Source organism: Mesorhizobium sp. M0768 (genome assembly GCF_040320195.1).
In the GTDB taxonomy this organism is placed as follows: Bacteria; Pseudomonadota; Alphaproteobacteria; order Rhizobiales; family Rhizobiaceae; genus Mesorhizobium.
In genome coordinates, this window is record NZ_JAMYPD010000002.1 from 166,221 (window position 1) to 187,981 (window position 21,761).

Consider the following 21,761-nt stretch of genomic DNA (forward strand, 5'->3'; position numbering starts at 1 on the left):
GCTTCATAGAACGGCGGCGCGGGAAGTCCAGCGCCGCCGTTCAATTTCTCAGGACTTATTCGGTGACGTCGACGCCGTCAAACCGATGAATGCCGAGCGGGTCCATAACGAAGCCCGACACCTTCTTGTTCATCGGCATGAAGACCTTGGAGTGGGCGATGGTCAGCCACGGAGCCTCACGCTTGAACACCACCTGAGCTTCCTCGTAGATCTTGGTGCGCTCGGCGACGTCCGTCGTCGCCTTGCCTTTTTTCAGCAGGGCTTCGAATTCCTGGTTGCACCAGATCGCATAATTGGACTGGCCGATGGCATCGCAACCGAGCAGGAAAAAGAAGTTGTCCGGATCGCCATTGTCACCGGTCCAGCCCAGTTGGAAGGCGCCGTCGCGATCCTTAGCCTTGCCGCGCTGGCGATACTCGGTCCATTCGTAACTGACGATCTCCGCCTTGACGCCGACGGCGGCATAGTCGGCCTGGATCAACTCGGCGACGCGCTGGGCGTTCGGGTTGTAGGGGCGGCTGACCGGCATAGCCCAGATCTTCATCGACAGATCCTTGACGCCTGCATCGGCCAGCATCTTCTTGGCCGCCTCCGGATCATAGGGATCGTCCTTGATGTCCTTGTTATAGGACCACATGGTCGGCGGGATCGGGTTGATGGCCGGCGCGCCGGCGCCCTGATAGACCGCGTCGATGATCGCCTTCTTGTTTACCGCCATGTTGAGGGCCTTGCGGACCTCGACCTTGTCGAAGGGCGGCTGCGTCGTGTTGTAAGCCATGTAGCCGATGTTCAGGCCTTCCTGCTCGTCGACCTTGAGGTTCGCGTCAGCCTGCAGTCCGGCAATGTCGGCCGGCGCCGGGTATGACATGATATCGCACTCGCCCGCCTTCAGCTTCTGCGCGCGTACGGCCGGATCGGGCGTGATGGCGAAGATCAGATCGTCGATCTTCTGTCGCCCGCCATAGTAGCCGTCCCATGCTGCATAGCGCACGACCGCATCGACCTGATAGTCGACGAACTGGAACGGACCAGTGCCGACCGGCTTCTGGGTGAACTGCTGCCTGGTGCCGGCCTTGTCGAGTTGGTCGGCATATTCCTTGGAGACGATCGAGGCGAAATCCATGCCGAGGTCCGGCAGGAACGCGACTTCAGGCTTGTTCAGCACGAATTTCACCGTCAGGTCGTCGACCTTGACGATTTCCTTCAGGAGATCGGGAAAGCCCATGCCGGTGAAATATTCCCAGCCGGTGCCTTCCAGATAGCTGTACCACGGGCTTTCTTTCTTCCACTGGCGTTCGAAGGAAAAGATCACGTCGTCGGCGTTGAGGTCGCGCGTCGGCGTGAAATAATCGGTCGTCTGGAATTTCACACCCGGGCGAAGCTTGAAGGTGTATTCGAGACCGTCGTCGGAAACCGTCCAGCTCTCGGCCAGGCCGGGCGAGATGGTGGTCTTGCCATGCTCGAACTCGACCAGGCGCGAATAGATGGTGCGCGATGAGGCGTCGAAGTCGTTGCCGCCGCTCCATGGCGACGGGTCGAAGCCGGCCGGCGAAGCCTCCGAGCAATAGACCAGTTGTTTTGCATTGGCCATGCCGCCGAGGACGCTTGCAGCCAGCAACGCGGCTGCAAAAGTCAGTTTCTTTTTCATTGAGCACTCCCTGATGTTCTTCCAAGCCCCTCTATCAGGCTCGCGAAGGCCGCATATAAGCACCGTTTTTCTAGCTTTGGAACTGCTTGTTTGCCTAACCCACGGGAAGCAGAAAAAAATTCCGGCACGCGGCAAATTGTGGAAAAAACGAGCCGAATCCGCAGATCACGACATTATTAGCGACTTCAATTTTTTGTTGATCGGCGATGCCGCCAATTGTGGGAATCGAGCCGTTCGGTTCAAGAGATGCGCATCCGAAAACCGGTCGCGGCCGAGAGGTTTGACGGCAAGTCTTACCGCACTCCAGGTGGCGAGGCTTGCACGGCCGTCGCTTGTGGCAATACATAGATAGGTGGGCAGCGTGCCGGAATTTCCCACGTTCCGGACATTGCGGCAAGCGTGGGATATCGTTGTGATCAGGGCGGTGGTGGCGCGCAAGCATGCCGAAACAATAAGAACGATTGAGGGAGCGACAGGTGGCAAAACCGGCAAAGACAACCAACGCGGCGAAAGCAAAGGCCGAGGCAACATCGAAAGCAGTCAAGTCAAAAGCGGCCGGCGCCAAGCCGACGGCTACCGCAAAGGCAAGCGCGAAGCCGGCGGCGAAGACCACGGCTGGAGCGGCTGCTAAACCGGCAACCGGCAAGACGGCGCCTGCTGCAAAGTCTGCCGCCAAGCCGGCGGCGAAGGCAGTGCCGACAGCGCCACGACTGCCGGCAGGTCCGGCCAAGAGATTACCAAAGGCGATCACGTCGCTGGCCGCCGGCCTGCCGGAAAAACCGTGGCTCCAGAGTTACCCAAAAATCGTGCCGGCCGAGATTGGCGACCTGCCCTCCAGCTCGATCGGCGACTTTCTCGTCGCCGTGTGCAAGGAGTTTGCGAATCGGCCGGCCTTCGTCTGCATGGGCAAATCGATCACCTATGCCGACCTCGAGCGACAGTCGGCCGCCTTCGGCGCCTATCTGCAATCAACGGGGCTGCAGAAGGGCGCGCGCGTCGCCCTGATGATGCCGAATGTGCTGCAATATCCGGTGGCGATTATGGCAGTGCTTCGCGCCGGCTATGTCGTGGTCAACATCAATCCGCTCTACACGCCGCGCGAGCTGGAGCACCAGCTCAAGGATTCCGGCGCTCAAGCCATTGTCATCCTCGAAAATTTTGCCTGCACCCTGCAGGCGGTGATCGCCAGGACCGCAGTCAAGCATGTCGTGGTCGCCTCGATGGGCGACATGCTCGGCGGGCTCAAGGGAACGATCGTCAACTTCGTTGTACGCCGCGTCAAGAAGATGGTGCCGGCATGGTCGCTACCCGGCCATGTCAAGTTCAACGCCGCGCTGAAGGCCGGCACCGGCAAGGCCTTCAGGCCCGCAAAGGTCGCGGCCGACGACATCGCTTTCCTGCAATACACAGGCGGCACGACCGGCATCTCCAAGGGCGCGATGCTTTTGCACAGCAACATTTTGGCGAACGTCGCGCAGAATGCGCTGTGGGCCGAAGACGCTTTTACCGTCAAGCCGAAGCCGGCGCATCTGAACTTCCTCTGCGCGCTGCCGCTCTATCACATATTTGCGCTGACGGCGAACGTGCTGGTAGGCATGCAGCAAGGCGCGCAGAATGTCCTCATCCCCAATCCGCGCGACATTCCCGGCTTCGTCAAGGAGCTGCAGAAATACCCGATCCACATCTTTCCGGGCCTCAACACGCTGTTCAATGCGCTGCTCAATAATGAGGATTTTCGCAAGCTCGATTTCAAGCCGCTGATCCTGACGCTGGGTGGCGGCATGCCGGTGCAGAGGGCCATCGCCGAACGCTGGAAGGCGCTGACTGGCTGCCCGATCAGCGAGGCCTATGGGCTCACCGAAACCTCGCCGGGAGCAACGATCAACAAATTCAGCGACGGCGTTTACACCGGCACGATCGGCCTGCCGCTGCCCTCGACCGAGATCGCGATCCGCGACGACGACGGCAACAATTTGCCGCTCGGCGAAGTCGGCGAAATCTGCATCCGCGGACCGCAGGTGATGGCCGGCTACTGGAACCGGCCGGACGAGACCGCCAAGGTGATGACCGAGGACGGCTTCTTCAAATCGGGCGACATGGGCTTCATGGACGACCTTGGCTACACCAAGATCGTCGACCGCAAGAAGGACATGATCCTGGTTTCCGGCTTCAACGTCTATCCGAACGAACTCGAGGAAGTGGTGGCGCAGCATCCAGGCGTACTCGAAGTTGCCGCGATCGGCGTGCCGGACGAGCATTCGGGTGAAGTGCCGAAGCTGTTCGTCGTCAAGAAGGACCCGGCACTGACCGCCGACATGCTGACGGCTTATTGCCGCGAGAACCTGACCGGCTACAAGCGTCCCAGGTATATTGAGTTCCGCACCGAGCTGCCGAAGACACCGGTCGGCAAGATCCTGCGACGGGCGTTGCGGGGCTAGGCGCAGCTTGAGCGATTGCATCGCCGGCGCCAACGCCGTGAGCATAGGTTCGCGCCCGGACCCGGCACAGTTCATCCGGGCGAACATGCGGATCGCCCCCGTGCCCGCGCTTCCCGAAATTCGGCTTTACACCGCCCATCCGGGAAGCGGGCTCAGGCGGCTTCTCGAATGGAACCAACATGCGACCGAAGAAGACGGACCTGAACCGGAGCCACCGTACTGGGCCTATGTCTGGGCCGGCGGCGCGGTGCTCGCCCGCTACATATTCGACCGGCCGGAGACCGTGGCCGGCCGTTGCGTGCTCGACCTCGGCGCCGGTTCGGGTCTCGTCGGCATTGCAGCGGCAAAAGCCGGGGCAAGCGCGGTCGTGGCGGCCGAGATCGATCGCAACGGTGTGGTTGCGCTCGGCCTCAACGCGACTGCGAACGGCGTCGCTATCATGATCATTGGCGAAGACATCACCAGCGGTCCGCCGCCACCGGTGGATGTCGTGGTGGTCGGCGACCTGTTCTACGCCCATGATCTCGCCGGCCGGGTCGTCCCCTTCCTCGACCGCTGCCTTGCAGCCGGCATCGCCGTGCTGATCGGCGATCCGGGCCGCGCCTATCTGCCCCGCTCGCGGCTTCGCCTGCTGGCCGAATACGAGGTGCCGGATGTCGGCGAAGGCAGGAATGCGGCGATGAAACCGAGCGGCGTGTTCTCGTTCGGACCAGTTAGCTGCGAGTCTAGACTGTCTCGCTGACCCGCGCCGAAAGAAAATCAGGCAGGTCGGCCACCGAATCCAGAATGACGTCGGCTGTCTGGGACAGCGATTCACGTGTGCCGGTGCCGGACAGCACGCCGACCGCCAGACCGCAGCCGCCCGCCCGCGCCATTTCAAGATCGTGACGGTTGTCGCCGACCATGGCGATTGCCGAGGGCCTGAGCCCCGTCAGATCAGAGAAGGCAAGGATCGTATCCGGCGCCGGTTTTGGATTGGCCACCGCGTCGTAACCATAGGCGGCGTCGAAAAGCTGCGCGACGCCCAGCGTGACCAGGGTCTTTTCCGCGCCGCTGGTCGAGTCGTTGGTGGCGACACCAAGCCGGTAGGATTTTCTGTGAAGCAGGCCAAGCGTCTCGACCACGCCCGGCAGCGCCACCGCCATTGCCGATCCTTGCGCCGAGGTGATGGCGTTGAAGCGGGCGACGGCAAGCATCTGGTCCTCGTCGGACAGCCGTGGAAACCACAGCTCGACGACGTCCATGTTGGTACCGGAGGCAAAAATCGAATCCGGCTTGAAGCGCTTGGTGGCGAAATCGAAACCCGCCGCCGCAAGCAGCCTGTCTGCTTTCCAGCGATCGCCTTCGGCCGCATCCATCGCCATGAAGTCGGCGATGCCCAGCCATGTCGCGTTGAAATCCACGAGCGTGCCGTCCTTGTCGAACAATATTCCCTTGATGTCCGCCAAGCTTTTCACTCCGGGCCGCGCAAGCGGTGGATGTATTCCACCAGTCCGGCAGTCGAGGCATCCCGCTTTGCGGCGTTCTCCTTGCCTTCAACGACGGGCAGCAGCCCGGTCGCCAGTTCCTTGCCGAGCTCGACGCCCCACTGGTCGAAGGAGTTGATGTTGAACAGCGTGCCTTCGACGAAGACGCGGTGTTCGTAAAGCGCAATCAGCCGTCCGAACGTGTGGGGGTCGAGTTTCCTGTAGAGGATCGTCACTGAGGGGCGGTCGCCGGAGAAGACGCGGTGCGGAGCAATCCTGTCGACATCGGCCGGCTTCATGCCTTTCGCCAGCATCTGCGCGCGCGCTTCGTCCAGTGTGCGGCCCTTCATGAAGGCTTCCGACTGCGCCAGGCAATTGGCAAGCAGAAGGTCGTGGTGATGCTTCAGTTCCGGCTCGTGGCCGACGGCAGCGGCGAGGAATTCGACCGGAATGAAATCGGTGCCCTGATGCAGAAGTTGGAAGAAGGCATGCTGGCCATTGGTGCCGGGCTCGCCCCAGACCAGCGGGCCGGTCGGCGTCGTTACAGCGCCGCCGTCCAGGGTGACGCTCTTGCCGTTCGATTCCATGTCGAGCTGCTGCAGATAGGCCGGCAGCCTGGACAGACGCTGATCGTAGGGGATGACGGCGCGAGCGGGGTATTTGCAGATCACGCGGTGCCACCAGCCAATCAGCCCCATCAGCGCCGGCAGGTTCTTCGCCAGCGGGGCGGTGCGGAAATGCTCGTCCATCTCATGGGCGCCGTCGAGAAAGGCGCGAAAATCCTTCGGGCCGATGGCGATCATCACCGGCAGACCGATCGCACCCCAGACGGAATAGCGCCCGCCGACCCAGTCCCAGAAGCCGAAGACGCGATCGGGCGCGATGCCGAATTTGGCGACCAGGTCGAGCGCCGTCGAGACGGCGGCGAAATGCTTGCCGACCGCTTCCTTGCCGAGCGCCTTCTCGACCCATCTGCGCGCGGTTTCGGCATTGGTCATCGTCTCGACCGTGGTGAAGGTCTTGGAGGCGATGATGAACAGGGTGGTTTCGGCGGAAAGACCCTTCAGCGTGTCGTGGATATGGGCACCGTCGATATTGGATACGTAATGCGCGCGCGGCCCGTCATGATAGGGCGCCAGCGCCAGCGTCGCCATGGCCGGGCCGAGATCGGAGCCGCCGATGCCGATGTTGACGATGTCGGTGATCTTCTTGCCGGTCGCGCCGGCCGCCTTGCCGGAACGCACCGCGTCGGCGAACGCACCCATCGCGTCGAGTACGGCAAGGACTTCCGCCTTCACGTCCTGGCCGTCGAGCACGATGCCCTTGCCGGTCAGGTTGCGCAGCGCCGTGTGCAGCACGGCGCGGCCTTCAGTGACGTTGATCTTCTTGCCGGCAAACATCGCGTCGCGCCGGCCTTCGAGGTCAGCGGCCTCAGCCAGTTTCTCCAGCAACTCCATAGTCCGCGCATCGACCGCGCATTTCGACCAGTCGAGCAGCAGGTCGCCGTCACTGGCGGAGAATTTCTCGAAGCGCTGCGGATCGGCAGCGAAAGCTTCGCGCATCGAGCCCGATTTGGCCGCACGGTGATCGCGCAATGCGTCGAGCTGCTTTTGAAAGGACGATTGATCCACTGCTTCGCTCCGGTCTCTTGAGATGCATCTTATCAGGCCGGATGTTTCCGGCGCGTGTCGTCGCGGCAAACTATCGGGTCGAATTCCATCTGTTTCAATGCGCAGCGATGCCGCAGCGCAGCGTGGGCCGGCTCAAAGGATCACTGGCATAAATCCCAGCGATCAGAAAAATTGATTGGCGCAACACCTTGTGCCACCGGTACATTCGACTGGTCCAGCCACGTGAAAAAAGCTGGCCATCGAGGAACATCTCCCATGCCACAGCGAAACGACACGGCCATATGGTCCGGCCTGTTCCGGATTTCGGCGGAATCCGGTCAGACCCTGCAGGCGCAGATCCGCCAGGCGATCGTCGCCGCCATCCTCGACCGGCAGATCGCGGCTTCCATGCCGCTTCCGTCCTGCCGGATTCTTGCCGAAAAACTCGGCGTGGCGCGCGGCACCGTGGTGCTGGCCTTCCAGCAGCTGGTCGACCAGGGCTTCCTGGTGGCGCGCGAGCGCCGCGGCCATTTCGTCAATCCCGAAGTGCTGGCGACGCCGGCCAAGCCGCACCAGAAGGCGCCCGACCAGGCCAGCGAGATCGACTGGAAGGCGCGTCGGCAGATCGCGGCGAGCGACATGCCGCCGCCGGCCAAGCACGACAACTGGATCAAGTCGTCATACCCCTTCGTCTATGGCCAATTCGACCCGGCGCTGTTCCCGACCGCCGAATGGCGCGAGTGCAACCGCATGGCGTTGGCGGTGCTCGAAATCCGCAACTGGGCATCCGACATGGTCGACCGCGACGATCCGCTCCTGATCGAGCAGATCCAGGCACGGCTGCTGCCGCGACGCGGCATCTTCGCCAATCCGGACGAGATCATCGTGACGTTGGGCGCGCAGAACGCGCTTTACATGCTGGCGACGCTGTTGATGACCAAGGGCTCCAAGGTGGCGATGGAGGACCCGGGCTATCCCGATGCACGTTCGATCTTCCGGCTGGCCGGCGCCGAGATCCAGCCGGTTCCGGTCGACCACTCCGGCATCGTAACCTCGGCCATTCCCAATGATTCCGGCTTCGTCTTCGTCACGCCCAGCCACCATTGCCCGACCATGGTGCCGCTGTCGGCGGAGCGGCGGCAGGAGCTTTTGGCGCGCGCCAACCGGCACAACCAGATCATCATCGAGGACGGATATGACAGCCAGCTCCTGGACGAGGCGCCGCAGCAGGCGCTGAAGAGCCTCGATCGCTCCGGCCGCGTCGTCTATGTCGGCTCGATGTCGAAGACGCTGGCTCCCGGCCTCAGGCTTGGCTACATCGTCGCCTCGGCCGGGCTGATCTCCGAGCTTCGGGCGCTACGCCGCTTCATGCTGCGCCATCCGCCGGCGAACAACCAGCGCGCCGTGGCGCTCTTTCTGTCGCTCGGCCATCACGAGGCGCTGGTGCGGCGGCTGTCGAGCGCCTTCGACGAGAGGCGCAAGCGTCTGGTCCATGCGATTTCCGCCTTCCTACCGGAGTGGCGCTCGACCGATTCGGCCGGCGGCACGTCGCTCTGGCTCGAGGGGCCGCGCGGCACCGATTCGCGCGGGCTGGCGGAGGCCGCGGCCTCGCGCAGCGTCATCATCGAGCCTGGCGACCGCTTCTTCGACCGCACCGAAAAGCCATCGCGTTTCATGCGCTTGGGCATTTCCTCGATCGCGTTGCAGCACATCGAACCCGGCATCCGCGAACTGGCGACGGCAGCTGGACGCAGGCCGGCAGCGGCCTGATCTCCCTTCCCCGACCGGAGCCTGGCGCATGTGGTGCGGCTCCGGTTCTTTAGCTCCTTGGCATATTCGACGGGACCGGCTGGCACATAGGCTGTGCCAATGCCGGCGGCATAGTCGCTGTGTAGAGGGACGAAGCAGGCCGATGGTGGACCAACCGCCGCGCGTTCCTGCCGATGAAGGTGGAGTGCTTCCATGCCAGTGGCTGTCGAACAGCAGGACACGCCGGCGAACCGTCGTCCACAGCGCTCCGGTCTTCGCGAAACAGGACATGCCATGCGATCAGCTCCTCTGATGGAGGACACCGGACCACGACACCAGGCCATCGAGGGCGGCAGCTACGGGCCGCTGCGCCGGGATGACTGCGAGCGCATCCACGAGGGCGTGCTGACGCTCCTGGAGACGGTGGGTTTCGCCAATGCCATCCCTTCCTGCATAAAGGTGCTGACCAAGGCGGGGGCGGTCCATGGCGACGACGACCGTGTGCGCTTTCCACGCGCGCTAGTGCTCGACTCCATCCAGCGGGCGGCACGACATTTCACACTTCATGGCCAGGACGCCAGGCACGACATGGTGGTCCAGGGCAAGCGCGTGCACTACGGCACGGCAGGTATCGCCGTGCACCTGGTGGATCTGGAGAAGCGCGAGTACCGCGAATCCAAGCTGCAGGACATTTATGATGCTGCCCGCATCGTCGATGGGCTGGACAACATCCATTTCTTCCAGCGGCCGATGGTGGCGCGCGACATCGCCGATCCGCTCGAGATGGATTTCAACACGCTCTATGCCTGTGTGATGGGGACATCGAAGCACGTCGGAACATCCTTCACCGTGCGTGAGAACGTGAAGCCGGCGCTTGAGATGCTGTACGCCATCGCCGGCGGCGAGGAGAATTTCCGCGCCCGGCCATTCGTTTCTAACTCTAACTCATTCGTCGTGCCGCCGATGAAGTTCGCCGAGGATGCCTGCGGCGTGCTCGAGGCTTGCGTTGAAGGCGGCATCCCGATCCTGCTGCTCTCGACCGGCCAGTCCGGCACCACAGCACCCGCGGCGATGGCCGGCGCCGTCGTGCAAGCGGTGGCCGAAGTACTGGCCGGCCTGGTCTATGTCAATGCGCTCAAGCTGGGCCATCCGGCGATCTTCGGCGCCTGGCCGTTCATGTCGGACCTGCGTACCGGCGCCATGGCCGGCGGGTCGGCCGAGCAGTCGGTGGCAACGGCGGCCTGCGCCCAGATGGCGCAATTCTACGATCTGCCCGGCGGCTCGGCCGCTGGCATGACGGATTCGAAACTGCCCGACATTCAATCCGGCTACGAAAAGGGCATCACCAATGTGATGGCCGGCCTCTCCGGCCTCAACCTCGTCTACGAGGCGGCCGGCATGCATGCCTCGCTGCTCGGCTTCTGCCTGGAGAGCCTGGTCATCGACAACGACATGCTCGGTCATTGCCTGGGCTGCGCACGTGGCATCGACGTGACTGACGAGGCCCTGTCGATCGACAGCATCACCGAGGTCTGCCTCAAAGGCCCAGGCCACTATCTCGACAGCGAACAAACGCTCAAGCTGATGCAGACCGATCATCTCTATCCCGCCTTCGCCGATCGTTCCTCACCGAAGGAATGGAACGAAAAAGGCCGACCTGATATATTGCTGCGTGCGATCACCGAGAAGAAACGCATTCTTGCCGAACGATTTCCGCGCCACGTGCCAAAACAGGTCGACGACAGATTGCGTGCCCGCTTCGGCAGCCTGATCCACCTGCCGCGTACGCATATGGGCGGCTGACCGGAGACGCGTTCGTGCAGCCATACAGCCACCACCCAGAGCCAATTCCGGACGAAAACCGCTTCACAGCTTTCCTGGAATTGCCCCAGGACCAACCATCGGGCAGAACGACAAATGAGTGCGCATCCTATCCTGCAAGCCCACACCGACGGCGACGCGATCGATCGGCTGGTGGCGTCTCACCGGCCCGGCCACGGCCTGGTGCGTGCCTTCTATCATGACCCGGCGATCTTCGAGCGTGACATGGAACGTGTCTTTCGCCGCCACTGGCATTGCCTGGCCCATGCCAGCGTTATCCCGAACCCCGGCGATTTCGAGCTGTTCAAATTGGGCGACGAGGCGGTCATCCTGACGCGCGGCATGGATGGCACCGTGCATGCTATGCTCAATGTCTGCCGCCACCGCGGCGCCGAGGTCTGCACCAAGGAGAAGGGCAACGCGAAGATGTTCGTGTGTCCCTACCACGCCTGGACCTATTCCAATGACGGGTCGTTGCGCGCTGCCCGCCTGATGCCGAAGGATTTCGACCGCACGGCGCACGGGCTGAAGAAGCTTCATGTCCGCGTTGCCTCCGGGCTGGTTTTCATTTCCTTCGCGGAGACGCCGCTCGATTTCGATCCAATCGAACAGTCGCTGCGCACAAGCTGCGGCCAGTATGGCTGGGGCGACGCCAAGGTGGCGTATCGCCAGTCCTATCCGCTCGACGCCAACTGGAAGCTCGCCGTCGAGAACTATGTCGAATGCTACCATTGCGGGCCGGCGCATCCGGAATATTCGCAGACGCATGCGCTGGAAAAGCCGGCCGAGATGATCGAGCAGCTCAACGCGGCGATGGAGCAGCGCACCTGCGCGCTCGGCATCGAGATCGGCAGCGCCAACCGCTGGCAGAACTCGGCGGCCGGTCAGGAAGCAATCCATACCTTCCGCTATGCGCTCTATGATGGCGTTTCGAGCGGCAGCCAGGATGGCTCGCCGGTGGCCCCGCTGATGGGCCGATTCACCGACTATGACGGTGGCGTCACCTCCATCCATCTCGGCGGCACGACCTTTCTCGTCTGCTATCCCGATCACGGCATGATCTACCGCTTCATCCCGAAAACGGCGGGCACCTGCGAGATGGAGCTGATCTGGCTGGTGCGCGGCGACGCGGTCGAGGGCCAGGACTACGATCTGGAGAAGCTGACCTGGCTGTGGAAGGTCACCACCCAAGAGGACAAGAAGATCATCGAGCACACAGCGCGTGGCGTGCGCTCGCACTATTTCGTGCCGGGGCCGATCGCGCCGATGGAATACAACGAACTGCGCTACATCGGCTGGTATCTTGAGGAGATCAGCCGGGCTTGATCGACTCGGCTGCCGCGGGGGGATCCGGCAGATCTTGCCTGTCGCGTCATTCCGCGCTGAGCCCGTATCGGTCGACGACTTCGGCGTTGATCAGCTTGGCATGCAGCGTCATCAGCACGATCTGTGCGTCGAAGCTGTCGCCGGCCTCAAGTGCCGCCTCGATGCGGCGCTCGGCTTCCAGCGTCCGTTGATGGCCATTGGCTTGCTCGAAGGTTTCGGGACCCGCGATGCAATAGCTGCACAATTGTGCCACCGACGCATAGATGCCCGGCGGCGGCTCGTCGGGCCAGTGATCCTTCATCAGATTGACGATCGTGAGTTTTACCCCCTCCGGCACAAGGGCGGGATGCAGATCGGCGCCGCGCAATGCATCGTCGAGCTGCCTCAAGTCGCCCGAGCGACCGAACATTCCAAGGAAGCCGAGGGAAGAACGCCGTTGCGCCATAATGGTCCAACCGTTCCCAACCAGTTAGGTGGTTCACAAGCGGAATACAAAAGCAGCGGCATCCAAAGCGTCGCGTTTAAGTAGATTCAGGCGATGCGCTTCAAGTCCTTGCAGGCATCAGCTACTTACCGCCAGCAACAAGACACCGGCCAGCGCCGATCCGGCAAGCGTCGGCAGCATACCGATCTTCAGCTTCAGAATGGCGATCATCGAGGCACAGGAAAGCAGCGCCGCGCGCCAGTCTATCGATGAAAGCACCGGCACGTCCATTCCAAGCCCGACATTGCGCACTTCGCCGAAGATGACGTGCAAGCCGAACCATAGAGCGAGATTCATGATGACGCCGACGACGGCGGCGGTGATCGCACCGAGCGCCGCCGACAGCGCCTTGTTGCCGCGCAGCGCTTCGATGTAAGGCGCGCCAAGGAATATCCATAGGAAACATGGGGTAAACGTCGCCCACAGCGTGAACAGCCCGCCAAACAGTCCGGCAACCAGCGGCGCCAGCAAGCCCGGCTGGCGGAACGCGGCAACGAAGCCGACGAACTGCAAGACCAGGATGAGCGGACCCGGCGTGGTTTCGGCAAGTCCAAGGCCGTCGACCATTTCACCGGGTGCCAGCCAGCCGAAGTACTCGACCGCTGCCTGCGCGACATAGGCAAGGGCTGCGTAGGCGCCGCCGAAGGTGACGACCGCCATGACACTGAAGAAGCCACCGATTTGCGTCCAGACGCTGGCAGGGCCGGTGAAAGCCCAGACCAGCAGAACAGGCCCCAGCCAGATCGGCAGCCAGATCGCCAAAGTGCGCGGCGCGTGCCATCGTGTCGGCCTGACGTGGGTCAGTTCACCGCGCTCGAACATCAGATCGACCACGCCCTTTATGTCGGGAACATCGCCCTTGCCATGCGAGGCGCCGGAAAAAACTGCCGGCGCACTACGGTTGCCGATCCAGCCTGCCAGCCCGGCAAGCAGCACGATCAGCGGAAACGGCACGTTCAACGCGTAGATGGCGATGAAGGCGGCGAGTGCGATCGACACCATGACCGGGTTTTTCAGCGCGCGTCTGCCGATCCGGATCACCGCCTCGATGACAATGGCGAGCACGGTCGCCTTGACCCCGAAAAACAGCGCTGCGACGAGTGGTACATCGCCATAGAGCGCATAGAGGCTGCTCAGGACGAGCATGACAAGCGCGCCCGGCACGACGAAGAGGAGGCCAGCAACAAGGCCGCCGACCGTTTTGTGCAGCAACCAGCCGATATAGATGGCGAGTTGCTGGGCCTCAGGGCCAGGCAGCAGCATGCAGTAGTTCAACGCATGCAGAAAGCGCTGTTCGCCGATCCAGCGCCGTTCCTCGACCAGTTCCTTGTGCATGAGCGCGATCTGCCCGGCCGGGCCGCCAAAGCTGAGCACGCCGATTTTCGCCCAGACCTTCACGGCCTGCCGGAAGCTCGGCACAGCGGGTTCCTGGATCTCCGCCGGCTTTTTCGAAAGGACGGCGCTCACGATGGTTTGCCTGCGCCGAGACTGACTGCGCCGGCGACCGGCCAGTTATGCGTCTCCTCGGTGGCATCGCGGCACCAGCGGAAAAACGCATCGTAAAGGAGCATGCCGGCCTCGAGCTGCTCCAGATCGTCGCGAAACATCCGTGACAGGCCAAGCGAGGCGGCCAGGAACCCGGCCGCCTGTGGAACAAGATCGAGGCTCGCAGTATCGGCAGCGCGTATGATCGTGGCCAGGCGATCGAGCGCTTCGGATTTGAGCCCGAACTCCTCGATCATGGTGTCGAAGGTGCAGCGTTCGCCGCGGTGGCTCCAGAACACGTTCTCGATGTCGAAAGGCACGGCCTGGAAGCGATCGGCGACGGCCGCCACTTCGGCCGGCTCGACGAAGAGAAAGACCGCGTGAGGATCGATGAAGCGCCGGATCAGCCAGGGGCAGGCGATGCGGTCGACCTTCGGGCGCGTACGCGTCACCCAAACGGTGCGACCCTTGGCATCGGTGGGCGGTATCTTGTCGGCGTGAACGAGAAGGCCCTTGGCATCGCGCCACGCTTCAAACCCGCCATCGAGCGATTCGGCGGCAACGCCCTCCTGCCGTAGCCATGCGGCCACGCCTTGCGAGAGCTTTTTTCCCTGCTGGCAGACAACTGTCACTTGCCTGCCGGCGAAGTCAGCAGCCCAGTTCGAGACACTCCTGAAATCACGACGATCCGACCCCGGCAGCAGGCGCGGATCGGCGTTGTAGTCATCGTCGATGCGGACGTCGATGATTGCGGGTGCACCCGGCAGCCCAATCAGACGGGACAGTTGCGGTACGGTGATGGTTGTTGTCGACGGCATGGCGTCCACCTCCTGGAAAGAGAAGCTTGGACGCGAACATTGGGCTGACGCCTCACGGGGTCGTCGCGATTAACCCCTTGCGATGATCGTGGATTTGTCGCGCTCGCTTGTCAAGCATTGCCGTTCTCGCGGGAGCAATCGCTGTTGACAAATGACCGCGTCCAACCCTGTGCCGGGCATTTCTGCCCATTAGCGGCAGGCTATCGCAGGTGGAAAGCCGAGGCTTTCGCTCTGCGATGTGACCCCACCCCTACCCCTCCTGGCGCTGACCTCGGCAAATTGCCTGCACCGGCGGCTGGCTCATGCGACGGACCCTGGTCAGTGATTGTCCCTCGGCACCCCGCTTGTATGAGCCACATCCTGGTATTTCACCGCCGGCTTCAGCACCATGCCTTCGGAAAACTGGTCGACCATGCCGCGCTGGATCTCCTGCCACGGCGTCTGGTGCTTGGGATAGTGATAGCCGCCATTGTTCTGCAGCTCGGTGCGCCGCCGCGTGATCTCGTCGTCGCTGACGAGGATATCGGCGGTGCCCTTGCGCAGATCGACGCGGACGCGGTCACCGGTCTTCAGCAGCGCCAGCCCGCCGCCGATGGCGGCTTCCGGCGAGGCGTTGAGGATCGAGGGCGAACCCGACGTGCCCGACTGGCGGCCGTCGCCGATACAGGCCAGCGCGTGGATGCCCTTTTTGATCAGATAGGCCGGCGGCTGCATGTTGACGACTTCGGCGCCGCCCGGATAGCCGATCGGGCCGGCGCCGCGCATGAACAGGATGGTGTGCTCGTCGATGCCTTGTGCCGGATCGTCGATGCGGGCGTGGTAATCCTCGGGCCCGTCGAACACCATGGCGTTGCCCTCGAAGGCTTCGGGGTCCTTCGGGTTCGACAGATAGCGCTCGCGGAACTCGGGCGAGATGCCGCTAGTCTTCATGATCGCCGAATCGAACAGATTGCCCTTGAGATTGATGAAGCCGGCATTGGCTTTCAGCGGCTCGGCAACCGTGCGGATGACGTCGAGGTTCTCGTTGACGGCGCCCCTGCAATTGTCACCGATGGTCTTGCCATTAGCTGTCATGGCTTCCGGATAGGGCAGCAGGCCGCCCTTCATCAGTTCGGCGACCACGGCCGGCACGCCGCCGGCATGGTGATAGTCCTCGCCGAGATATTCGCCCGTCGGCTGCAGATTGACGATGAGCGGTATGTTGAGGCCGACCTTCTGCCAATCGTCATTGTCGAGCGGCACGCCGAGATGACGGGCGATGGCGTTGAGGTGGATCGGCGCGTTGGTCGAGCCGCCGATCGCCGAGTTGACGACGATGGCGTTCTCGAAGGCCTTACGGGTCATGATGTCGGACGGCTTCAGATCCTCATGCACCATGTCGACGATGCGCTTTCCGGTCTCGTAGGCGATCTGGCCGCGCTCGCGATAGGGGGCGGGGATAGCGGCCGAGCCCGGCAATTGCATGCCGAGCGCCTCGGCCAGCGAATTCATCGTGGTGGCGGTACCCATCGTGTTGCAATAGCCGGTCGACGGCGCCGAGGAGGCAACGATATCCATGAACTCGTCATAGCCAATCTCGCCGGCCGACAGGCGCTGGCGCGATTCCCAGACGATGGTGCCGGAGCCGGTGCGCTTGCCCTTGTGCCAGCCGTTGAGCATCGGGCCGACCGAAAGCGCGATAGCCGGAATGTTGACGGTGGCCGCGGCCATCAGCATGGCCGGCGTCGTCTTGTCGCAGCCGATGGTGAGCACTACGCCGTCGAGCGGATAGCCGTAGAGCACCTCTACCAGGCTGAGATAGGCAAGGTTGCGGTCAAGTGCAGCAGTCGGCCGCTTGCCGGTCTCCTGGATCGGGTGGCAAGGGAACTCGAAAGGGATGCCACCCATCGAGACGATGCCTTCGCGCACGCGCTTGGCCAGTTCGATGTGATGGCGGTTGCAGGGCGACAGGTCCGAGCCGGTCTGGGCGATGCCGATCAGCGGCTTGCCGGACATCAGTTCGGCCCGCGTCAGCCCGTAATTCAGGTAGCGCTCCAGATAGAGTGCCGTCATGCCCGGATTGTCGGGATTGTCGAACCACTCCTGCGAGCGAAATTTCTTCTTGTGGGTGGGGGCGCCTGCCATCGTGGTCTCCGTATTTGTATGACAAATCGATATGACAACGCGCGGGAGCAGGCAAGGGGCACGCGCCATCCGAATCCGCTCTTTGGTACGAAAGACATACATCTGCCTCCGCGCCAGACGGGATCGTGGTTTGTCAGCCCGCTATCCCGGAGAGTTGGAGCGCGTCGCCGCGGACCCTACCTGACCCTTCCGGCCACCCTCCCCCTCAAGGGGCCCACTTGGGGAGGGACATCCGCATCACTCGAACACGATGCTCGGCACTGCAGCCTCGGCCGCGCCGCGCTCTTCATTGACGCGGTCCCAGACCTTGGCGGCGATGTCGCGATAGATTTTCGCCTCAGCGCCATCCGGCTTGGAGACCACCACCGGCGTGCCGGCATCGGAGCTTTCGCGGATGCCCATCTCGAGCGGCACTTCGCCAAGGAAGGTGACGCCGAGACGCTCGGCCTCGCGGCGGGCGCCGCCATGGCCGAAGATGTCGTAGCGTTTTCCCGTATCGGGGGCGAGAAAATAGCTCATGTTTTCGACGATACCCAATAGCGGCACGTCGACCTTTCTGAACATGTTGAGGCCTTTGCGCGCATCGATCAGGGCCAGGTCCTGTGGCGTCGAGACGATGACGGCGCCGGCCAGCGGCACCTGTTGGGCCATGGTCAGCTGGGCGTCACCGGTGCCGGGCGGCATGTCGACGACGAGCACATCAAGCGGTCCCCATTCGACCTCGCGCAGCATCTGCGTCAATGCCGACATCACCATCGGCCCGCGCCAGATCATCGGCGTCTCCTCATCGACGAGGAAGCCCATCGACATGACCTTGAGGCCATAATTCTGCATCGGCTTCAGGATCTTGCCGTCGACGGTCTGCGGCCTGCCACGAATGTTGAGCAGACGCGGCATGGAAGGGCCATAAATGTCGGCATCGAGCACCCCGACCCGCAGCCCGTTGGCGGCAAGCCCAAGGGCGATATTGACGGCGGTGGTCGACTTGCCGACGCCGCCCTTGCCGGAAGCGACGGCGATGATCGCTTCGATGCCGGGTACGCCGCGCTTGCCCTGGCTGTGCGAGGCGGGCGCCTGCGGCGTGGGACGCGCAGGTGCGGCCGGCGGAGCGGGCCTCTGAGCCGGTCTTTGCGGAACCGGCGCCTCCATGCCGCCGCCCTTCTTTTCCGCCGTCAGCGCGACCACGGCGCCGGCAACACCGGGGATCGCCTTGACGACACGTTCGGCCGCCGCACGCAGCGGTTCCATCTCCTGGGCACGGGCAGCGGGAACGGTTATCGAAAAGAACACCTTGGCATCGGCAATGAAAATCTCGGAAACCAGGCCGAGGTCGACGATATTGCCGGTGAAATCCGGCCCATTGACCGTCTTCAGGCGCTCGATAACGATTTCCTTGGTCACGTTTTCATTGGCGGCGGGCATGAGTTTTTCCTCTACTTTTCCGCTCCAGATAATGCAGTTCCGGAACAGAACCAAGCGATGGACCACCAATTGCAGCGGCGTATCGGGGAGGCAGCGAGCATATGACGGCATTTCCAGTGGGAGCAGCCGTCGCCAAATCGTCAGCGCAGCCTATTTCATGAGCATGGAATGACAGCCAGGGAAGGAGACGAATCATGCTCGCAAACAGCAACGCGACGGCCAATCTCGCCGTGAAGGACCTGGCCAAGGCCAGGGCATTCTACGAAGGGGTCCTTGGCCTGAAAGAGGTGCACAATGAAGGTGGCGAACTGATCGTCTATAAAAGCGGCGACACCAGCATCAACGTCTACCGTTCGAACTTCGCTGGGACCAACAAGGCGACGGCTGTGACATGGACGGTCGGCGACGAACTCGGCAAGATCGTTGAGGCATTGAAATCGAAGGGCGTGACCTTCGAGCATTACGACATGCCCGGGCTGACGCTTGAGGGTGACATCCATGTCGGTCACGACATGAAGGTCGCATGGTTCAGGGATCCGGACGGCAACATCCTGAATCTTGTGGACCGGTAGTCGCCGCGCCAGAGGCGGCTCCAGGCGCCATGATGCTCACATCACCTTGCCAGACCGACCGCGAAGTAGGTGAGAGCCGCGATCGCCGCGGTTGCCGGCAAGGTGACGATCCATGCGACCACGATGTTGCCGGCAATGCCCCAGCGAACGGCGGAGACGCGGCGGGCGGCGCCGACGCCGATGATAGCGCCGGTGATCGTGTGCGTGGTCGATACCGGAATACCGAGCCAGGTGGCGGCGAACAGGGTGATCGCTCCGCCGGTCTCGGCGCAGAAACCCTGCATCGGGTTCAGCCGGGTGATCTTCGAGCCCATGGTGTGGACGATGCGCCAGCCGCCGAGCAACGTGCCCAGCGCCAGCGCCGACTGACAGGTGATGACGACCCACAGCGGCACGTAAAAATTCGCGCCGAGCATGCCTTGCGAATAGAGCAGCACGGCGATGATGCCCATGGTCTTCTGCGCGTCGTTGCCGCCATGGCCGAGCGAATAGAGCGAGGCGGAAAAGAACTGCATAACGCGGAAGGTGCTGTCGACGGCGAACGGCGTCTGCCGCACGAACAGCCACGAGACCGCGAGGATCAAGACAAGCGCCAGCAGAAAGCCTGCCGCCGGCGATAGCACGATGGCCGCCGTCGTCTTGCCCAACCCGGCCCAGACGATGGCACCGGTGCCTGCCTTGGCAACCCCGGCGCCGACCAAACCGCCGATCAGAGCGTGCGAGCTGCTGGACGGGATTCCGACGAGCCAGGTGACGACATTCCAGACGATGGCGCCGACAAGTGCTGCGAAGATCACTGCCGGCGTGACGATGCTGGCGTCGATGATGCCGGTTCCGAGCGTCTCCGCTACGTGGAGACCGAAGAACATGAAGGCGATGAAATTGAAGAAGGCCGCCCAGAACACCGCATAGTGCGGCCGCAGCACCCGGGTGGAGACGATGGTGGCGATGGAGTTGGCGGCATCGTGCAGGCCGTTGAGGAAATCGAAGAACAGCGCGACGACGACAAGGCCGACCAGCACGGGAAAGGCTATTGCGGCTTCTGACACTATACGTTCTCGATGACGATGCCGCTGATTTCGTTGGCGACGTCCTCGAAGCGATCGACCACCTTTTCCAGCTGGCCGTAAATCTCGCTGCCGATCAGATAGGCCATCGGATCGCTGCGGCCGTGCCGCTTGAACAGGTCCTTCAGGCCCTGCTCGTGCAGGTCGTCGGCCCGGCCTTCGGCGCGCATGACCTCCTCGGCGATGGCGTTGAGGCGCACCGTATGCGCCCCGACCTTGCCGAGCAGCGGGATCGCCTCGGCCACCAACTTGGCGGCCTCGACGATGACACCTCCCATTTCCTGCATCAGCGGGTCGAATTCCTTCTTCTCGAACAGCCTTACCGTCTTGACGGTTTTGTGCATCATATCGATGGCATCATCCATCGACTGGATCAGGTCCTTGATGTCGCCGCGGTCGAAGGGCGTGATGAAGGAGCGGCGCACGGCCAGCAGCACTTCCGCGGTGATCTGATCGGCTTCGTTCTCGAGATCGATGATCGTCTGGCACCAGCGCTCGATGTCGTTGCCCTGCAAAAGCTGCTGCAGTGCCTCGGCGCCACCGACCACGGTGCGGGAATGCCGCTCGAACAGGTCGAAGAAGCGATCTTCGCGCGGCAGCAGCTTGCGGAACCAGCCCAGCATGTTCGGTACTCCCGTCGTGTCCAGTCCACGACCCCGTCTCATCCACATAGCGCCGCATTCCATCGCGGGAAACAGTAAGCCGGCTGAAAGATGTGGATGCGGACGATTTACACAGGCGGCTTGCGGCCGAAGGCGATTTCCCCGACCTTGCGCGCTAAGATCGGACACAGCGTCCATGACAGGCTCCGACGGCATGATCGACAAGCTGGAATTCTTCATAGCACTTGCCAGGGAAGAACATTTCGGCCGGGCGGCGGAGGTGTGCGGCGTCACCCAACCGACGCTTTCGGCCGGCATCAAGCAGCTGGAGGGTCAGCTCGGCGTGATGCTGGTGCTGCGCGGCTCGCGCTTCCAGGGGCTGACGCCGGAAGGCAAGCAGGTGTTGGTGTGGGCGCGCCGCATCGTCGGCGATAGCAGGACCATGCGCGAGGAGATGCGGGCGGCGCGCCACGGCCTGTCGGGGCGCATCCGCATCGCCGCGATCCCGACGGCGCTGGCCATGGTGGCGCGACTGACGACGCCGTTTCGGGCAAAGCATCCCGGCGTCACCTTCTCGGTGCTGTCGCGCACCTCGATCGAGGTGCTATCGCTGCTCGGCAATTTCGACATCGACGCCGGCGTCACCTATCTCGACAACGAGCCGCTCGGACGCGTCACCAGCGTGCCGCTCTACGACGAGCGCTACCAGCTGATCACCGCCGTCGGGAACCCCTATTTCGACCGCGACAAAGTGACATGGGCGGAACTCAGCCAGCTGCCGCTCTGCCTGCTGACGCCCGACATGCAGAACCGCCGCATCATCGACCAGCATCTGGCCGAAGCCGGCGTGCAGGTGCGGCCGACATTGGAATCCAACTCGATGATCGTGCTGTTTTCGCATATCCGCACCGGCAAATGGTCGTCGATCATGCCGCTTAACCTTGCGGAAACCTTCGGTTTTTCCGAGCCGATCCGGGCGATCCCGATCGTCGAGCCGGATGCCAGCCACACGGTCGGGCTGGTGGCGGCGCGGCGCGAACCGCACACGCCGCTGGTCTCGGCGCTGTTGGACGAGGCAATGGCGCTGGCGGACGATTTCCACGGCCGCCGCTAGGCTAGACAATGCTGG

At 62.9% G+C, this 21,761-nt stretch carries 17 protein-coding genes; 7 read left to right on the top strand and 10 right to left on the bottom strand.

The genetic code is table 11. The features are described from left to right. Window positions 1-55 precede the first annotated feature (55 nt). Window positions 56-1,648 carry an ABC transporter substrate-binding protein gene (locus tag NKI08_RS03150; protein WP_352448537.1) on the bottom strand — a complete coding sequence of 531 codons (1,593 nt, stop codon included), beginning with the start codon at window positions 1,646-1,648 and terminating at the stop codon, window positions 56-58. 476 nt (window positions 1,649-2,124) lie between these two features. Here NKI08_RS03150 and NKI08_RS03155 point away from each other — a divergent pair, with 476 nt between their 5' ends. Further along, window positions 2,125-4,086, top strand: coding sequence for a long-chain fatty acid--CoA ligase (locus NKI08_RS03155; protein ID WP_352767150.1), 1,962 nt, complete (start codon window positions 2,125-2,127; stop codon window positions 4,084-4,086). 7 nt (window positions 4,087-4,093) lie between these two features. Then, a complete protein-coding gene (locus NKI08_RS03160; RefSeq protein WP_352767152.1) occupies window positions 4,094-4,828 on the top strand; it encodes a class I SAM-dependent methyltransferase in 735 nt (244 codons plus the stop codon). On the opposite strand, the gene NKI08_RS03165 is transcribed toward NKI08_RS03160, so the two are convergent. Both NKI08_RS03165 and pgi read right to left on the bottom strand, forming a co-directional pair. After that, window positions 4,812-5,534: an HAD family hydrolase gene (locus tag NKI08_RS03165; protein ID WP_352767154.1), complete on the bottom strand. Its 723-nt coding sequence runs from the start codon at window positions 5,532-5,534 to the stop codon at window positions 4,812-4,814. The genes NKI08_RS03160 and NKI08_RS03165 overlap by 17 nt on opposite strands. Window positions 5,535-5,539: 5 nt before the next feature. Continuing rightward, entirely contained in the window at window positions 5,540-7,183 is a 1,644-nt protein-coding gene (gene pgi, locus NKI08_RS03170) for a glucose-6-phosphate isomerase (RefSeq protein ID WP_352767155.1), read from the bottom strand. A 255-nt stretch (window positions 7,184-7,438) separates the two neighbouring features. On the opposite strand from pgi, the gene pdxR reads away from it, so the two are divergent. The 3 genes from pdxR to NKI08_RS03185 all read left to right on the top strand — a co-directional run bounded on the left by pdxR (window position 7,439) and on the right by NKI08_RS03185 (window position 12,058). Next, complete coding sequence (gene pdxR, locus NKI08_RS03175; RefSeq protein WP_352767157.1) at window positions 7,439-8,932, top strand: MocR-like pyridoxine biosynthesis transcription factor PdxR; 1,494 nt, start codon at window positions 7,439-7,441, stop codon at window positions 8,930-8,932. A 192-nt stretch (window positions 8,933-9,124) separates the two neighbouring features. Then, complete coding sequence (locus NKI08_RS03180) at window positions 9,125-10,714, top strand: trimethylamine methyltransferase family protein (protein WP_352767158.1); 1,590 nt, start codon at window positions 9,125-9,127, stop codon at window positions 10,712-10,714. A gap of 114 nt (window positions 10,715-10,828) precedes the next feature. Further along, window positions 10,829-12,058, top strand: a complete 1,230-nt coding sequence (locus NKI08_RS03185; protein ID WP_352540459.1) for an aromatic ring-hydroxylating oxygenase subunit alpha — start codon at window positions 10,829-10,831, stop codon at window positions 12,056-12,058. 46 nt (window positions 12,059-12,104) lie between these two features. On the opposite strand, the gene NKI08_RS03190 is transcribed toward NKI08_RS03185, so the two are convergent. The 5 genes from NKI08_RS03190 to NKI08_RS03210 form a co-directional block, all read right to left on the bottom strand. Next, complete coding sequence (locus tag NKI08_RS03190) at window positions 12,105-12,503, bottom strand: hypothetical protein (protein ID WP_352469996.1); 399 nt, start codon at window positions 12,501-12,503, stop codon at window positions 12,105-12,107. 117 nt (window positions 12,504-12,620) lie between these two features. Then, on the bottom strand, window positions 12,621-14,009 hold the full coding sequence (chrA, locus tag NKI08_RS03195) for a chromate efflux transporter (RefSeq protein WP_352767161.1): 1,389 nt from the start codon (window positions 14,007-14,009) through the stop codon (window positions 12,621-12,623). Further along, window positions 14,006-14,845 (bottom strand): chromate resistance protein ChrB domain-containing protein, encoded by an 840-nt coding sequence (locus NKI08_RS03200; RefSeq protein ID WP_352767163.1) that lies wholly within the window; start codon window positions 14,843-14,845, stop codon window positions 14,006-14,008. The genes chrA and NKI08_RS03200 overlap by 4 nt, the downstream gene beginning before the upstream one ends. Window positions 14,846-15,163: 318 nt before the next feature. After that, window positions 15,164-16,969: an IlvD/Edd family dehydratase gene (locus NKI08_RS03205; protein ID WP_352613838.1), complete on the bottom strand. Its 1,806-nt coding sequence runs from the start codon at window positions 16,967-16,969 to the stop codon at window positions 15,164-15,166. 237 nt (window positions 16,970-17,206) lie between these two features. Continuing rightward, window positions 17,207-18,391, bottom strand: a complete 1,185-nt coding sequence (locus NKI08_RS03210; protein ID WP_352469992.1) for an Mrp/NBP35 family ATP-binding protein — start codon at window positions 18,389-18,391, stop codon at window positions 17,207-17,209. A gap of 194 nt (window positions 18,392-18,585) precedes the next feature. Here NKI08_RS03210 and NKI08_RS03215 point away from each other — a divergent pair, with 194 nt between their 5' ends. Further along, window positions 18,586-18,963, top strand: coding sequence for a VOC family protein (locus NKI08_RS03215; protein WP_352767166.1), 378 nt, complete (start codon window positions 18,586-18,588; stop codon window positions 18,961-18,963). A gap of 41 nt (window positions 18,964-19,004) precedes the next feature. On the opposite strand, the gene NKI08_RS03220 is transcribed toward NKI08_RS03215, so the two are convergent. Further along, window positions 19,005-20,012 carry an inorganic phosphate transporter gene (locus tag NKI08_RS03220; RefSeq protein WP_352469990.1) on the bottom strand — a complete coding sequence of 336 codons (1,008 nt, stop codon included), beginning with the start codon at window positions 20,010-20,012 and terminating at the stop codon, window positions 19,005-19,007. Next, window positions 20,012-20,653 (bottom strand): DUF47 family protein, encoded by a 642-nt coding sequence (locus NKI08_RS03225; protein WP_352469989.1) that lies wholly within the window; start codon window positions 20,651-20,653, stop codon window positions 20,012-20,014. Before NKI08_RS03225 ends, NKI08_RS03220 begins: the two co-directional genes overlap by 1 nt. A gap of 193 nt (window positions 20,654-20,846) precedes the next feature. On the opposite strand from NKI08_RS03225, the gene NKI08_RS03230 reads away from it, so the two are divergent. Next, window positions 20,847-21,746, top strand: a complete 900-nt coding sequence (locus NKI08_RS03230; protein WP_352767420.1) for a LysR family transcriptional regulator — start codon at window positions 20,847-20,849, stop codon at window positions 21,744-21,746. Window positions 21,747-21,761: the final 15 nt, after the last annotated feature.